Consider the following 14204-nt stretch of genomic DNA (forward strand, 5'->3'; position numbering starts at 1 on the left):
ATCTCAAGTGATCATGCAACCCTGTGGGAGCGAGCTTGCTCGCGATGCTTTTAGGGCCAACGCCGCGCGTGGTACAGGCTCACATGCCGAAACTCCTCCGGCTCGGCCAGGTCCGGCAAGGTCATGGCCTCGAACATCTCAATACGGCGATACAGCGGATGCTGGAAATCACGCACCCGTGAATCCGCCACCAGCGCCTCGCGGCCTCGGCTGAGGAACTGGTCGAGCAACGGCAGGTTGGCCCGGTCATAAAGCACATCGGCGACCAGGATCAGGTCGAAGCAATCGGCTTCGGCGAAAAAGTCCGCTGAATAATTCAGTTCTACGCCGTTAAGCGCGGCGTTGGCCCGTGACGCGGCAAGCGCCAATGGATCCAGGTCGCAGGCCACCACTTCGCGCGCCCCGGCCTTGATCGCCGCGATACCCGCCACGCCGGAGCCGGCGCCGAAATCCAGTACCCGCTTGCCCTCGACCCACTGCGGGTGTTCGGCCAGGTAGCGGGCCAGCGCCAGGCCGCTGGCCCAGCAGAAACTCCAGTAGGGCGGTTCGTGGAGGATGCGGCGGGTTTCCTCCGGGCTGAAGGCGCGGTCCATGTTCTCACCGTCGATCAGCCACAACGCCAGATCGGTGCCGGGTAGCGCACAGGACACCAGGCGCGCATCGCCCAGCAGCTCGACCAAGGCATTTTGCAGGTGCTGCGGTGCCTTCATGGAGCTTTGACGAATTGCAGGACGCCCAGCGCCTGGGTGGTCGGTTGCGTGATGCGTTGTTCCGGCAGATGCAGGATCAGTTGGCCGGACTGGCTGGCGCGGCCGCGCAACTCGACACGGGCGCCGACCGGGAACGCTTCCGGATTGAAGCGCAGGCGAAAGGGCAGCGCCTGGTTGGTGCCGATCAGGCTGGAGCTGGCGAGCAGTTGTTGCGGGCGGTCCTTGTCATCGATCACCAGTAGCGCCAGTTCGACTTCGGCGCCGGCCGGTACGCCTTGCAGGGTGCCGCTCAATTCGCGCTGATGGGCCGGCAGCGGGCCAAGCTCGGTGGCCTGCCGGGCCTTTTCCTGGGCCTGTTTCGGCGCTGGGGCCGGGGCGGGGGCAGCGGGCTTGGGGGCGTCGCTGCTGCACGCCATCAGCAGGCTGAAGAGACTGAGCAAAACGAGCGATCGTAGCGGCATGGGTGGCTCCAGCAAGGTGAATTCCGTGGGTCTTACAATAGGCCCGTCTGTATACCGTAAACCCTATGGCTTGTCTTGCCAGTGGGATGCGCTACCATGGCCCTCCCTTTTTTTGTTGCCTGCCACCATGCACTGTCCCTTCTGCGGTGCCAACGACACCAAAGTCATCGACTCGCGACTGGTCGCCGAGGGCGAACAGGTCCGCCGCCGCCGCGAATGCCTGGCCTGCGGCGAGCGTTTCACGACGTTCGAGACCGCTGAACTGGTGTTGCCGCGCCTGATCAAGACCGACGGCAGCCGCCAGCCGTTCGACGAAGAAAAACTGCGCGCCGGCATGCAGCGCGCCCTGGAAAAACGCCCGGTGAGCGTCGAGCGTCTGGAAGCGGCGCTGGTGCACATCAAGCACAAGCTGCGCGCGACCGGCGAGCGTGAGGTCAAGTCCCTCGTCGTCGGTGAGCTGGTCATGGCCGAACTGCAAAAGCTCGATGAAGTGGCCTATATCCGCTTCGCCTCGGTGTACCGGCGTTTCCAGGACCTCAACGAGTTCCGCGAGGAAATCGACCGCCTGGCCCGCGAACCGGTGAAAGAATGACCGGCGCGGCGCAGCAGGCCGTCCTCGACGCCCACTACATGGCCCGCGCCCTGGAACTGGCGCGGCGCGGTCACTACAGCACCCACCCCAACCCCCGGGTCGGTTGCGTGATCGTGCGCGACGGGGTGGTGGTCGGCGAAGGCTGGCACATCCGTGCGGGCGAACCCCATGCCGAAGTCCATGCCCTGCGCGCCGCTGCTGACAAGGCCCGGGGCGCGACGGCCTACGTGACCCTCGAACCTTGCAGCCACCATGGGCGCACGCCGCCCTGCGCCGATGCGCTGGTCAATGCCGGCGTGGCGCGGGTGGTCGCGGCAATGCAGGACCCCAATCCGGAAGTCGCCGGGCGCGGCCTGCAACGTCTCGCCCAGGCCGGCATCGCCACACAAAGCGGCGTGCTCGAAGGCGAAGCGCGCAAGCTCAACGAAGGTTTTCTCAAGCGCATGGAGCACGGCCTGCCGTTCGTGCGGGTCAAGCTTGCCATGAGCCTGGATGGCCGTACCGCCATGGAAAGCGGCGAGAGCCAATGGATCACCGGCCCCGCCGCTCGCTCGGCGGTGCAACGCCTGCGCGCCCAGGCCTGCGTGGTGCTGACCGGCGCCGATACGGTGCTGGCGGACAACGCCCGGCTGACCGTGCGTGCCGATGAGCTTGGGCTGGACGCCGAGCAGACCGCGTTGGCCATGAGCCGTCCGGCGCTGCGGGTGCTGGTGGACGGTCGTCTGCGGGTGCCGCTGGATGCGCCGTTCTTCAGAGCCGGCCCGGCGCTTGTCGCTACCTGCATGGCGGTTGAGGAACAGTACGCCAACGGCCCTGAATGCATGATCATCGCCGGGGAAGATGGCCAGGTCGATCTGCATCGCCTGCTGCTGGAGCTGGCGGCCCGTGGCGTCAATGAAGTGCTGGTGGAAGCCGGCCCGCGCCTGGCGGGTGCTTTCGCCCGGCAGGGGTTGGTCGACGAATTCCAGATTTTCATCGCCGGCAAGTTCCTCGGATCCACGGCGCGGCCATTGCTCGATTGGCCGCTGGCGCAGATGAAAGACGCGCCGCAGCTTCAAATCACCGACATTCGCGCCGTGGGCGATGACTGGCGAGTCATCGCCGTCCCCGCTCCGCAGGCCAGCGTATAATTCCCGGCTTTCGCGCAAGCGACGGTCCGTTCTCGAGGAGGACTCCATGTTTACCGGCATCATCGAATCCATCGGCAGCATCCGTGCACTCACTCCCAAGGGCGGCGATGTGCGGGTCCACGTCGAAACCGGCAAGCTCGACCTGAGCGACGTCAAGCTGGGCGACAGCATCGCCGTGAACGGCGTCTGCCTGACCGCCGTGGAACTGCCGGGCAATGGTTTCCTGGCGGACGTCAGCCGGGAAACCCTCGACTGCACCGCGATGAACGACCTCAAGAGCGGCAGCCCGGTCAACCTGGAAAAAGCCCTGACCCCGACTACCCGCCTGGGCGGGCACCTGGTCAGCGGTCATGTCGATGGCGTCGGTGAAGTGGTGTCGCGCAGCGATAACGCCCGGGCCGTGGAGTTTCGTATCCGCGCTCCGAAAGAACTCGCCAAGTACATCGCCCACAAGGGCTCGATCACGGTCGACGGCACCAGCCTGACCGTCAACGCGGTGGATGGCGCCGAATTCCTGCTGACGATCATCCCGCACACGCTGAGCGAAACCATCATGGCCTCGTACCGGCCTGGTCGCCGGGTCAACCTTGAGGTCGACCTGCTGGCCCGTTACCTGGAGCGCCTGTTGCTGGGCGACAAGGCTGCCGAACCTGCGGCCGGTAACATCACTGAAAGCTTTCTGGCCGCCAACGGCTACCTCAAATCCTGACCCAAGGGGGTGCCGCGTGGCGCTCAATAGCATCGAAGAACTGGTTGAAGACATCCGCCAAGGCAAGATGGTCATCCTCATGGATGACGAAGACCGCGAGAACGAAGGCGACCTGATCATGGCCGCCGAATGCTGCAAGGCCGAACACATCAACTTCATGGCCAAGCACGCCCGTGGCCTGATCTGCATGCCGATGACCCGTGAGCGCTGCGAGCTGCTGAAGCTGCCGTTGATGGCGCCACGCAACGGTTCCGGGTTCGGCACCAAGTTCACCGTGTCCATCGAGGCCGCCGAGGGCGTGACCACCGGTATTTCCGCCGCGGACCGGGCGCGTACCGTGCAGGCCGCTGCGGCCGCCGACGCCAGGGCCGAAGACATCGTCAGCCCCGGTCACATCTTCCCGCTGATGGCCCAGGCCGGCGGCACCCTGGCCCGCGCCGGCCACACCGAAGCGGCGTGCGACCTCGCGCGTATGGCCGGTTTCGAGCCCGCCGGCGTCATCTGCGAAGTGATGAACGACGACGGCACCATGTCCCGTCGCGCCGAGCTTGAGGCTTTCGCTGCCGAGCACGACATCAAGATCGGCACCATTGCCGATCTGATCCACTACCGGATGATCCACGAGCGTACCGTTCAGCGGATTGCCGAGCAGCCGCTGGACAGCGAACTGGGCCAGTTCAACCTGGTGACCTACCGCGATTCGGTGGAAGGCGACGTGCACATGGCGCTGACCCTGGGGACCGTGTGCGCCGAAGAACCGACTCTGGTTCGCGTGCACAACATGGACCCACTGCGTGACCTGCTGATGGTCAAGCAACCGGGCCGCTGGAGCCTGCGCGCGGCCATGGCCGCGGTCGCCGAGGCCGGCAGCGGCGTGGTGCTGTTGCTCGGGCACCCGCTCGATGGCGACGTGCTGCTGGCGCACATTCGCGAAACCACTGAACATCAGCCGGTGAAAAAACCGACCACCTACAGCATCGTCGGTGCCGGTTCGCAGATCCTGCGCGACTTGGGCGTACGCAAAATGCGCCTGATGAGCGCACCGATGAAATTTAATGCGATATCCGGTTTCGATCTGGAAGTTGTAGAATACGTGCCCTCCGAATAATGGCCTGCGGATTCCGGCATTATTGTTCACTCAAGGCTTGTTAGATTTATCTGTGGCGAGGGAGCTTGCTCCCGCTGGGCTGCGTAGCGGCCCTTCTTGGGGGTGCTGCGTAGCGGCCCTGTTATGGGCGCTGCGCACCCAAGCGGGAGCAAGCTCCCTCGCCACAGAAGACGTGCAAGTGAACGAGATGACGGATCTGCGGCGCTGTATTCGAGACTAATATCACTGAGGAGCACGTATAGAGCGTGCTCCGGCTCTTTAAGAGAACTGACGAATGACCCTGAAGACCATCGAAGGTACCTTCATCGCCCCCAAGGGCCGCTACGCGCTGGTAGTCGGCCGTTTCAACAGCTTTGTGGTTGAGAGCCTGGTCGACGGTGCGGTCGATGCCCTGGTTCGCCATGGCGTGAGCGAAGGCGACATCACCATCATCCGTGCCCCTGGCGCCTTCGAAATTCCGCTGGTTGCGCAGAAAGTCGCACAAAAGGGCGAATTTGCGGCGATCATCGCCCTCGGCGCGGTCATTCGTGGCGGTACTCCACACTTCGAATACGTGGCCGGCGAATGCACCAAGGGCCTGGCCCAGGTGTCCATGGAATTCGGCGTACCGGTTGCCTTCGGCGTGCTGACCGTTGATTCCATCGAACAAGCCATCGAACGTTCCGGCACCAAGGCCGGTAACAAAGGTGCCGAAGCTGCCCTGTCCGCCCTGGAAATGGTCAGCCTGCTGGCGCAGTTGGAGGCCAAGTGATTAGCGACGAAAGCGATCGTTTCAATCCGCGCGAGCCGAAACCGGCCGACGCTGGCAAGCCTTCGAAGAGCGTCAAGCGCCGCGAAGCCCGTCAGCTCGCGACCCAGGCCCTGTACCAATGGCACATGGCCAAGCAGTCGCTGAACGAGATCGAAGCGCAGTTTCGCGTCGATAACGATTTCAGCGATGTCGATGGCGCGTATTTCCGCGAGATCCTGCACGGCGTCCCGGCCCACAAGACCGAAATCGATACGGCCCTGGCTCCTTGCCTGGACCTGACCATTGAGGAACTGGACCCGGTTGAGCTGGCCGTGTTGCGCCTGTCCACCTGGGAACTGATGCAGCGCGTCGACGTACCGTACCGCGTGGTGATCAACGAAGGGATCGAGCTGGCGAAAGTCTTCGGTTCCACCGATGGTCACAAGTTCGTCAACGGCGTCCTCGACAAGCTCGCCCCGCGTCTGCGTGAAGCCGAAGTGAAGGCGTTCAAGCGCTGATTGGCGCTTGTAGCGGCTATGGGCGAATTTGAGCTGATCCGTCACTACTTTGCCGCCGCTGCCTGTGCGCAGGGCGGCGAGGGCGTTGCGCTCGGAATCGGCGACGATTGCGCCCTGCTGGCCGTTCCTCCCGGGGAACAGCTGGCGGTATCCACCGACACGCTCGTGGCCGGTGTGCATTTTCCAGACCCTTGCGACCCGTTCCTGCTCGGCCAGCGCTCGCTGGCCGTGGCGGTCAGCGACCTGGCAGCCATGGGCGCCAGCCCTCTTGCCTTTACCCTTGCCCTCACCTTGCCGACGGTGGCCACCGATTGGCTGCAGGCGTATGCCCGTGGTCTGAACCAGATGGCCCAGGCTTGTGGCGTAGCGTTGGTGGGAGGTGATACCACCCGCGGGCCGTTGAGCCTGACTATGACCGTGTTCGGCCGCGTGCCGTCCGGCCAGGCGCTGACCCGCAGCGGCGCGCAACCCGGCGATCTGCTTTGCGTCGGTGGTGACCTGGGCAATGCCGCTGGCGCGTTGCCGCTGGTTCTCGACGAGCGCAGCGCTGAGCCTGCTATCGCCGAGCCGCTGCTGGCGCATTACTGGTCGCCACAACCGCAGATCGGCCTTGGCCTGGCGCTACGGGGCAAGGCCAGCGCGGCAATGGACATTTCCGATGGGTTGTTGGCGGACTGCGGGCATATCGCGCTGGCATCCGGCGTGGCGTTACGGGTTGAACGGGACCGGTTGCCGTTGTCCAACGCTCTGTTGGCGTTTGGCCTGCCGCAGGCACAACATGCCGCCCTGAGTGGCGGCGACGACTATGTGTTGCTGTTCACCCTGCCGCCGGTCCGATTGTCGGCACTTCTCGCCGAAGGCTGGCCGATTCATGTGGTCGGCAGTGTCACGGCGGGGCAGGGCGTCATGCTGGTCGACAGCCTAGGACAGGACATCACCCCGCCAATCCGGGGCTATCAACATTTTCGGGAGACACCGTGACAGATCATCCCAACCAGGTTCCGGCAGAATTCGTTCCGCCCTCGGTCTGGCGTAATCCCTGGCATTTCATCGCGTTTGGCTTCGGTTCGGGCACGTTGCCCAAAGCGCCAGGCACATGGGGCTCGCTGGTTGCGCTACCCTTCATACCGTTGTGGCAGATGTTGCCGGATTGGGGCTACTGGCTGATGCTCGGCATCACCATGCTGTTCGGCTTCTGGCTGTGCGGCAAAGTGGCGGATGATTTGCGGGTGCACGACCATGAAGGCATCGTCTGGGACGAGATGGTCGGCATGTGGATTACCCTGTGGCTGGTACCGGAAGGCTGGTATTGGTTGTTGACGGGTTTCCTGGTGTTCCGCTTCTTCGATATCCTCAAGCCGTGGCCGATCCGCTGGATCGATCGGCATGTACACGGCGGGGTAGGCATCATGCTCGACGACGTATTGGCCGGCGTGTTCGCCTGGCTGGCAATGCAAGGGCTGGTGTGGTGTTTTACCTGAGGGAACCAGGCATGGGCGTAAGCCGCACACTGTTACTGTTGTTGTGTCTCGGGGCGTTGCTCGGTGTTCGCGTGGCCGAGTCGGCGCCGTTGCCCGGCAAGATCCGCGCGGCCAGCGAGGAGTGGGCCGACTACACCCAGGCGGATGGCCAGGGCATGGCCTGGGATATCCTGCGCGAGGTGTTCGAACCCGAAGGCGTCAAGCTGGAAACCCGCAGCGTGCCTTACACCCGTTCGATCGGCCTGGTGCAGCGTGGCGAAGTCGACGTGCAGGTCGGTGCCTATCGCGACGAATCCGAGGGGGTGCTCTACCCCAATTGGCACTACGACGTCGATCACATCTATGCGTTGGGCCTGGCGTCAAAGCCCTCTCCCACGTTGGCCACGGTGGGTAATTACCGGCTGGTGTGGATGCGCGGGTACGAATACAACAACTACCTGCCGAACATCCGGCGCTTCAATGAAATCCACCGCTCCGTGGGGATCCTGCCGATGCTGGTCCACGACCGTGCCGATTTTTATATCGATGCGTTGATGGAAATCCAGGATGTACTCGCCAAGGCCGACGACCCCCAGCAGTTCAAGCTCTCTGCGCTGATCAACCTGCCGCTTTACCTGGGCTTTGCCGACACCGAAAACGGACGTGCCTTGCGTGCACTGTTCGACCGGCGCATGGACGTGCTGGTGAAAAGCGGCCAATTGAAGCCGATTTTCGAACGGTGGAAGCAGCCCTATCCCTTCGACGAGAGCGGCAAGCCACCAAAGCCGTGATCAAACTTTTCGATGGTAATGGTTGATAATTCAGCCTAAGCGTCTGTCGGATCGTGCTGTTACAATGCCCGCCTCTGCGAATCTCCAGTACTAGATCAGGAGCACACCGGTGCCTGTCGTTTTTGTTGCCGCTTCCAAGCTGCCAACACCCTTTGCGCAATTCACCATGCATGGTTTTCTCGATGAAGCCACCGGCCGCGAGCACGTCGTGCTCAGCCTGGGTGATTTCGCCGACGGCGCTCCGGTACTCGGTCGCCTGCACTCCGAATGCCTGACGGGCGATGCCTTGTTCAGCCAGCGCTGCGACTGCGGCTCGCAACTCGAAGCGGCCCTGCAGGCCATTGCTCGCGAGGGCCGTGGCGTACTGCTGTACCTGCGCCAGGAAGGCCGCGGCATCGGCCTGTTGAACAAGATCCGTGCCTACGAGCTGCAAGACGGCGGCGCTGATACTGTCGAAGCCAACGAGCGCCTCGGGTTTGCCGCCGACTTGCGTGACTACAGCATTTGCCAACCGATGCTCGAACACCTGGGCATCAAGTCGTTGCGACTGATGACCAACAACCCGCGCAAGGTCAAGGCATTGACCGACATGGGCGTAGTGGTGGCGGAGCGCGTGCCGCTGCATACCGGGCACAACCCGCACAACAAGCTTTACCTGGCAACCAAGGCCAGCAAGCTCGACCACATGATGGGCAACGAGCACCAGGGCGAGGTCGACCGGGCGTGACGCGTGGTCAGGTTCGGCGGCGGCTGGCCGTCAGTTGGTGGCAATACCTGGCGCTGGCGTTGCTGCCGCTGTTCGTGATCAACGCGGTGTTCGGCCAGGGCGAAGCGATTCTTCCGGTGTTGGCGATGCCGCTGTTTATCGCCGGCGTGGCGTCGATGTTTGTCAGCCTGCGATTTTTCGGCGGTTATAAAAACGCCCTGATCGCCACGCAAAAATCCCTCGATACAACGGAAGAACCCCAGGCCTGGATCACCCTCGCCGCTCGGCGTCGTGCGGCCTTCCTGGCGGCAGGCCTACCGGCGTGGATTGGCGCGCTGGCGGTGTTTGTCGGGTTGGAAGCGGTACCGCTGATGCTCCTGGCGTTATCCACTGCGGTGCTGTTCTACCTGTATCGCATCCCACGCCAGCTCGGCTGATGCGTCTCTGGCTGGCGGTTCTGTTGCTGGCCGCCAGCGCTTCGACGGCGGCGGCCAATCGTGTCGTCAGCCTGGCGCCGTCGCTCTCCGAAATTGTCATTGAACTAGACTCCGCCGACCTGCTGGTGGGTGTGCTGGACGGTGGCGATCGTCCACCGCTCTTGAAGGACCTGCCGTCGGTGGGGCGTTACGGCCAGCTGGACATGGAGCGCTTGCTTAGCCTCCAGCCTGACCTGCTCCTGCTCTGGCCTGGCAGTGTTGGCCCGGCCCAGCGCGAACAGCTCAAGGGCCTGGGCATCCCGATTTATATCGCCGAGTCCCACAGCCTCGACCAGCTCCTCCACCAAATCGAAGACATCGCCGCCCAGCTCGGCCGCCCGGAGCGGGGCGTGCAGCGAGCGGCGCAATTGCGCGAGCGTCTTCAGGCGTTACGCCAGCGCTATCGACGGGACGCGCCGTTGCCGGTGTTCTATCAGGTCTGGGATCGGCCGCTGTACACCGTGGGCGGCCGACAGATCATCAGTGATGCGCTGTCAGTGTGCGGCGCGCGCAACCTCTTTGCAGACCTGGACCTGCCGGCGCCGCAGGTGAGCGTGGAGTCGGTTTTGCAGCGCCAACCGCAGGTGATCCTGGCTACGGAGCAGGCGCAGCTTGACGCCTGGAAAGCCTGGCCGGTGGCGCAGGGGCGGTTTTTGCTGGTCAAGGATAAAGGCCTGGAGCGGGCCAGCGGGCAGATGATCGAGGCGACGGCGCGGTTGTGTGAGTTGATTGCGCCAGACCGTTAGACCGCGGTGCGCCCAATCGCGAGCAAGCTCGCTCCCACAGGGATTTGTGGCGAACGCTGATTTCATATCCGCCACAGATCACCTGTGGGAGCGAGCTTGCTCGCGATGAGGCCAGGCCGGGCACCATAAATCCTGGATCAGAGGGAAGGCGTCCAGGTCACCCCAAACAACCACGCCCGCCCTTCCTCCCGATACCCATACTGTCCCCCGTCATGGCTATACAGCGCCCGGCTGTAACCTTGGTCCAGCAGGTTATCGACCTTCATCTCCAGCTTCACTTCCCGGCTCAACGCCCAACTGCCGCGCACTCCGAGCAGCGCATAGCCGCCCAGGGCGTTGCGGTTGTTTTCGTCGTCGTAACTGCTGCTCACCGCTTGCCAGCTCGCGCCGAGGCCGAGGCGATCGAATTGCCGGTCCAGGTCGAGGCTCAACGTGCGGCGGGCGCGGCGTGCCAGGGTGTGGCCGCTGTCGCGGTCGCGCGGGTCGATCATCGCCAGACCGAGGTTGCCCTGCCAGCCGAACAGTTCCTGCCGGTAGGCCATTTCGAAACCGTTGATCCGCGCCGAAGCGACGTTTTGCGGCCGTGAATTGCTGCCGAAGATGATCGCGTCTTCCAGGTTCGTGCGGTACAGGGACGCTTCCAGGCGAGCGCTGTCGCTCAGTTGGCTGCGCCATTGCAATTCGTAGCTTCTGGCCGTCTCGGGTTTCAGGTCCGGGTTGCTGAAGTCCGGGTAGTAAAGATCGTTGAAGGTCGGCGCGCGGAAGCTTTCGCTGTAGGTCAGCAACACGTCGTTGGTCGGGTTGACCGGCAGGGTAAGGGTGCCGCTCCAGCTGTTCTGGCCGCCGAACTGCTGGTTCTGGTCGCGGCGCAGGCCCAGCTCGGTCGAGAACGTTTCGGCCTGGAAGCGGTGCTGGATGAATGCCGCACGATTCCAGCGGCTGTCTTCGTCGAACGGCGTGCTGCTGTTGACGCGGTCCTGGTACCAGTCGCCGCCGAGGATCAGGCTGTTGCGTTCGTCCAGGGTCACGTCGTTCTGCCAGGTCAGCGAGTCGCGATAAGTGTTGAACACCTCCCGGACATCGCTGAGCTTGTCGAACGTTTTTTCCCGGTTCTCGCTGTGGCCCAGCTCGAGGCGAGATTTCCACGCGTCGTTGATCCGCCCATCGACATAACCGCTGAAACTGCTGACCGCAAATTCACTGTAGGGCTGCTGGGGCAGCGATTCGAAGGTGTTGGGGTCGAAGCGGCCGAACGGGTTGTCGTATTCGCTTTTGCCACGGTTATCCAGCAGGTTCAGGCCAACTTCCAGGTCGTCGCTGGCTGCATGGCTCAGGCTGAGACTGAAGGACTGGTTGCGGTTGGCATCGGCGTCGCGGTCGCTGGCGTAGGACTCATGGGTCCGATTGCTCCCCTCGCTTTCGTCGAGGCTGGCGCCCAGGTTGAAACGGGTCTGCTCGTCGCCACCGGACAGACCGAGGCTGCGCTCCCAGGTCTGATGATTGCCGACGCCCATATGCAGGCGTGGCTGCAGGCCTTGTTGGGCGCCGCGACGGGTGAAAATCTGAATGACCCCGCCCACCGCATCGGCGCCGTAGATCACCGAGCGCGAACCGCGCAGCACTTCCACCCGTTCGATCTGGTTGATGTTCAAGCGTTGCAGATTGCTGTCGCCGGAGGTCGCGTTGCCGATGCGCTGGCCGTCCACCAGCACCAGGCTCTGGGCCGACTTGGTGCCGCGAATGTAGATCCCCGGCAGGCTGCCGCGCCCGCCCAACGGCGCCACCTGTACGCCGGGCACGCGGCTGAGCAGGTCGGTGACGCTGGCCGGTTGCAAGCGTTCGATGTCGTCGCGGGTGAAGATTGTGTTGGCGGCGCTGCTGTCATTGCGCGCCTCGACCTGGCGATTGGCGCTGATCAGGATGTCAGGCAGCTTGAGGGCCTGGTCGCGTTCGAAGGTCTCGGCGAGCAGGTCGGCGGCGGGTAGCAGAGAGAGGGCGAGGGCGAGGCGGAGTTTCATGGGTGTTCCGTTATGACTGGGTCCACATAAAACCAATGTGGGAGCGAGCTTGCTCGCGATAGCGGAGTGTCAGTCAACTAATGCTCGGCTGATACACCGCTATCGCGAGCAAGCTCGCTCCCACAGGGGCTTGTGTTGGCTGTACTTACAAGCCCAGCAACTGCAACCGCAGCCGCACCGCCGCTTCGATCCCCAGCTCGTCCAGCCCGCATTCGGCGAGCATCTGCGCCGGCTTGGCGTGTTCGACGTAGATGTCCGGCAACCCCAGGTGCAGCACCGACTTGAGGATGTTTTCCCGGGCGAGGAACTCGCTGACCGCCGCGCCGGCGCCGCCCATGATGGCGTTCTCCTCGATGGTCACAAGCAGTTCGTGGCTGCCGGCCATCTCGCGCACCAGGGCTTCGTCCAGCGGTTTGACGAAACGCATGTCCACCACGGTGGCGTCGAGTTTTTCGGCGACCTTCAAGGCTTCCGCCAGCTGTACGCCAAACACCAGCAGGGCGGTTTGCTTGCCGTGGCGGCGGATCACACCCTTGCCGATCTCGATCGGCTCCAGGTCGCTTTCGATCGTTGCATTCGGGCCGGTGCCACGCGGGTAGCGCACCGCCGCCGGACCGTTGAACAGATGGCCGGTGGTGAGCATCTTGCGCAGTTCGTTCTCATCGCTCGGCGTCATCACCAGCATGCCGGGGATGCAGCGCAGGTAGGACAGGTCGAAGCTGCCGGCATGGGTCGGACCGTCTTCGCCCACCAGGCCCGCCCGGTCAATGGCGAACAGCACGTCGAGGTTCTGCACGGCGACGTCATGCACCAGTTGGTCATAGCCGCGTTGCAGGAACGTCGAATAGATCGCCACCACCGGTTTGGCGCCTTCGCAGGCCATGCCGGCGGCGAGCGTAACGGCATGCTGTTCGGCAATTGCCACGTCGAAATAACGCTGCGGGTAACGCTCGCTGAACGCCACCAGGTCCGAACCTTCCTTCATCGCCGGGGTAATGCCCACCAGGCGCGGGTCGGCGTCGGCCATGTCGCACAGCCATTGGCCGAACACGCCGGAATACTTCGGTCCGCCGGCCTTTTTCGGCGCGGCGGCGGGGGCATCCAGGGGTTCGAGCTTGGTGATCGCGTGATAGCCGATCGGGTCGACTTCCGCCGGAGCGAAGCCTTTGCCTTTCTTGGTGACCACGTGCAGGAACTGCGGCCCCTTGAGATCGCGCATGTTGCGCAGGGTGGCGATCAGCGTCGGCAGATCGTGGCCGTCGATGGGGCCGATGTAGTTCCAGCCCAGCTCTTCGAACAGCGTGCCGGGGACCAGCATGCCCTTGGCATATTCTTCGGTACGGCGGGCGATTTCCCAGGCGCCGGGCAGGCGCGACAAGACCTTCTTGCTGCCTTCGCGCATGCTCGCGTAGGTGCGGCTGGAGAGGATCTTCGCCAGGTAGTTGGACAAGCCGCCGACATTGCGCGAGATCGACATGTCGTTGTCGTTGAGGATCACCAGCATGTTGGCGTCGACTTCAGGGGCGTGGTTCAGCGCCTCGAAGGCCATGCCCGCCGTCAACGCACCATCGCCGATCACGGCGATCGCCTTGCGTTCGCTGTTCTGCAGGCGGGCGGCAATGGCCATGCCAAGGGCAGCGCTGATGGAGGTGCTGGAATGACCGACGCCAAAGGTGTCGTACGCGCTCTCGGAACGGCGCGGAAAAGCCGCGATGCCGTCCTTCTGGCGCAGTGTGCCCATGCGATCGCGGCGGCCGGTGAGGATTTTATGCGGGTAGGCCTGATGGCCAACGTCCCACACCAGGCGATCGTCCGGAGTGTCGAAGACGTAATGCAGGGCGATGGTCAGCTCGATGACGCCCAGGCCAGCGCCGAAATGCCCACCGGTCTGACCGACCGTGTAGAGCAATTCCAGGCGCAACTCATCGGCCAGGGTTTCCAGCTCGGCTTCACCCAGCCGACGCAGGCCATCCGGCGTGTTGGCGCGGTCCAGCAGTGGCGTGGACGGGCGTGTGCGGGGAATCTCTTGGAACGTCGTGGGCATCAGGC

At 63.8% G+C, this 14204-nt stretch carries 16 protein-coding genes; 12 read left to right on the forward strand and 4 right to left on the reverse strand.

The features are described 5' to 3' along the window. Nucleotides 1-50: 50 nt before the first annotated feature. Together J3P96_RS03385 and J3P96_RS03390 are read right to left on the reverse strand one after the other, a co-directional pair. Nucleotides 51-710, reverse strand: a complete 660-nt coding sequence (locus tag J3P96_RS03385; RefSeq protein WP_434655307.1) for a class I SAM-dependent methyltransferase — start codon at nucleotides 708-710, stop codon at nucleotides 51-53. Continuing rightward, complete coding sequence (locus J3P96_RS03390; RefSeq protein ID WP_305498477.1) at nucleotides 707-1171, reverse strand: YbaY family lipoprotein; 465 nt, start codon at nucleotides 1169-1171, stop codon at nucleotides 707-709. Before J3P96_RS03390 ends, J3P96_RS03385 begins: the two co-directional genes overlap by 4 nt. 127 nt (nucleotides 1172-1298) lie before the next feature. On the opposite strand from J3P96_RS03390, the gene nrdR reads away from it, so the two are divergent. The 12 genes from nrdR (at nucleotide 1299) to J3P96_RS03450 (ending at nucleotide 10137) form a co-directional block, all read left to right on the forward strand. Further along, on the forward strand, nucleotides 1299-1763 hold the full coding sequence (nrdR, locus tag J3P96_RS03395) for a transcriptional regulator NrdR (protein WP_013694316.1): 465 nt from the start codon (nucleotides 1299-1301) through the stop codon (nucleotides 1761-1763). After that, the gene (gene ribD, locus J3P96_RS03400) at nucleotides 1760-2893 is read left to right on the forward strand and encodes a bifunctional diaminohydroxyphosphoribosylaminopyrimidine deaminase/5-amino-6-(5-phosphoribosylamino)uracil reductase RibD (RefSeq protein ID WP_434655311.1); all 1134 of its coding nucleotides are present in this window, start codon (nucleotides 1760-1762) and stop codon (nucleotides 2891-2893) included. Before nrdR ends, ribD begins: the two co-directional genes overlap by 4 nt. Before the next feature lie 46 nt (nucleotides 2894-2939). After that, on the forward strand, nucleotides 2940-3602 hold the full coding sequence (locus J3P96_RS03405; protein WP_123343996.1) for a riboflavin synthase: 663 nt from the start codon (nucleotides 2940-2942) through the stop codon (nucleotides 3600-3602). Between the two features lie 16 nt (nucleotides 3603-3618). Beyond that, nucleotides 3619-4710 carry a bifunctional 3,4-dihydroxy-2-butanone-4-phosphate synthase/GTP cyclohydrolase II gene (gene ribBA / locus J3P96_RS03410; RefSeq protein WP_305498480.1) on the forward strand — a complete coding sequence of 364 codons (1092 nt, stop codon included), beginning with the start codon at nucleotides 3619-3621 and terminating at the stop codon, nucleotides 4708-4710. Between the two features lie 274 nt (nucleotides 4711-4984). Continuing rightward, a complete protein-coding gene (ribH, locus tag J3P96_RS03415) occupies nucleotides 4985-5461 on the forward strand; it encodes a 6,7-dimethyl-8-ribityllumazine synthase (protein ID WP_039594266.1) in 477 nt (158 codons plus the stop codon). Beyond that, a complete protein-coding gene (nusB, locus tag J3P96_RS03420) occupies nucleotides 5458-5958 on the forward strand; it encodes a transcription antitermination factor NusB (protein WP_434655314.1) in 501 nt (166 codons plus the stop codon). The genes ribH and nusB overlap by 4 nt, the downstream gene beginning before the upstream one ends. A gap of 18 nt (nucleotides 5959-5976) precedes the next feature. Then, nucleotides 5977-6939: a thiamine-phosphate kinase gene (gene thiL / locus J3P96_RS03425; protein ID WP_434655317.1), complete on the forward strand. Its 963-nt coding sequence runs from the start codon at nucleotides 5977-5979 to the stop codon at nucleotides 6937-6939. Then, a complete protein-coding gene (locus tag J3P96_RS03430; protein WP_434655320.1) occupies nucleotides 6936-7439 on the forward strand; it encodes a phosphatidylglycerophosphatase A family protein in 504 nt (167 codons plus the stop codon). The genes thiL and J3P96_RS03430 overlap by 4 nt, the downstream gene beginning before the upstream one ends. An 11-nt stretch (nucleotides 7440-7450) precedes the next feature. After that, on the forward strand, nucleotides 7451-8209 hold the full coding sequence (locus J3P96_RS03435; RefSeq protein WP_434601967.1) for a substrate-binding periplasmic protein: 759 nt from the start codon (nucleotides 7451-7453) through the stop codon (nucleotides 8207-8209). A 109-nt stretch (nucleotides 8210-8318) separates the two neighbouring features. After that, nucleotides 8319-8936 (forward strand): GTP cyclohydrolase II, encoded by a 618-nt coding sequence (gene ribA / locus J3P96_RS03440; protein ID WP_305498489.1) that lies wholly within the window; start codon nucleotides 8319-8321, stop codon nucleotides 8934-8936. After that, a complete protein-coding gene (locus J3P96_RS03445; protein ID WP_434655323.1) occupies nucleotides 8933-9352 on the forward strand; it encodes an MFS transporter in 420 nt (139 codons plus the stop codon). Before ribA ends, J3P96_RS03445 begins: the two co-directional genes overlap by 4 nt. Continuing rightward, a complete protein-coding gene (locus J3P96_RS03450) occupies nucleotides 9352-10137 on the forward strand; it encodes a cobalamin-binding protein (protein WP_434655326.1) in 786 nt (261 codons plus the stop codon). The genes J3P96_RS03445 and J3P96_RS03450 overlap by 1 nt, the downstream gene beginning before the upstream one ends. A 137-nt stretch (nucleotides 10138-10274) precedes the next feature. Here J3P96_RS03450 and J3P96_RS03455 read toward each other — a convergent pair whose 3' ends face one another. After that, nucleotides 10275-12155: a TonB-dependent receptor domain-containing protein gene (locus tag J3P96_RS03455; protein WP_434655329.1), complete on the reverse strand. Its 1881-nt coding sequence runs from the start codon at nucleotides 12153-12155 to the stop codon at nucleotides 10275-10277. A 145-nt stretch (nucleotides 12156-12300) separates the two neighbouring features. Further along, nucleotides 12301-14199 (reverse strand): 1-deoxy-D-xylulose-5-phosphate synthase, encoded by a 1899-nt coding sequence (dxs, locus tag J3P96_RS03460; RefSeq protein WP_434655332.1) that lies wholly within the window; start codon nucleotides 14197-14199, stop codon nucleotides 12301-12303. Nucleotides 14200-14204 lie beyond the last annotated feature (5 nt).

It is taken from the genome of Pseudomonas sp. R3-56, from assembly GCF_051132075.1.
Lineage (GTDB): Bacteria > Pseudomonadota > Gammaproteobacteria > Pseudomonadales > Pseudomonadaceae > Aquipseudomonas.

Coding starts and splice junctions, on each gene's coding strand:
- J3P96_RS03435 (WP_434601967.1), top strand. CDS start 7,451: ATGGGCGTAAGCCGCACACTGTTACTGTTGTTGTGTCTCGGGGCGTTG.
- J3P96_RS03390 (WP_305498477.1), bottom strand. CDS start 1,171: ATGCCGCTACGATCGCTCGTTTTGCTCAGTCTCTTCAGCCTGCTGATG.
- J3P96_RS03385 (WP_434655307.1), bottom strand. CDS start 710: ATGAAGGCACCGCAGCACCTGCAAAATGCCTTGGTCGAGCTGCTGGGC.
- nrdR (WP_013694316.1), top strand. CDS start 1,299: ATGCACTGTCCCTTCTGCGGTGCCAACGACACCAAAGTCATCGACTCG.
- dxs (WP_434655332.1), bottom strand. CDS start 14,199: ATGCCCACGACGTTCCAAGAGATTCCCCGCACACGCCCGTCCACGCCA.
- J3P96_RS03455 (WP_434655329.1), bottom strand. CDS start 12,155: ATGAAACTCCGCCTCGCCCTCGCCCTCTCTCTGCTACCCGCCGCCGAC.
- J3P96_RS03405 (WP_123343996.1), top strand. CDS start 2,940: ATGTTTACCGGCATCATCGAATCCATCGGCAGCATCCGTGCACTCACT.
- thiL (WP_434655317.1), top strand. CDS start 5,977: ATGGGCGAATTTGAGCTGATCCGTCACTACTTTGCCGCCGCTGCCTGT.
- J3P96_RS03450 (WP_434655326.1), top strand. CDS start 9,352: ATGCGTCTCTGGCTGGCGGTTCTGTTGCTGGCCGCCAGCGCTTCGACG.
- ribH (WP_039594266.1), top strand. CDS start 4,985: ATGACCCTGAAGACCATCGAAGGTACCTTCATCGCCCCCAAGGGCCGC.
- ribD (WP_434655311.1), top strand. CDS start 1,760: ATGACCGGCGCGGCGCAGCAGGCCGTCCTCGACGCCCACTACATGGCC.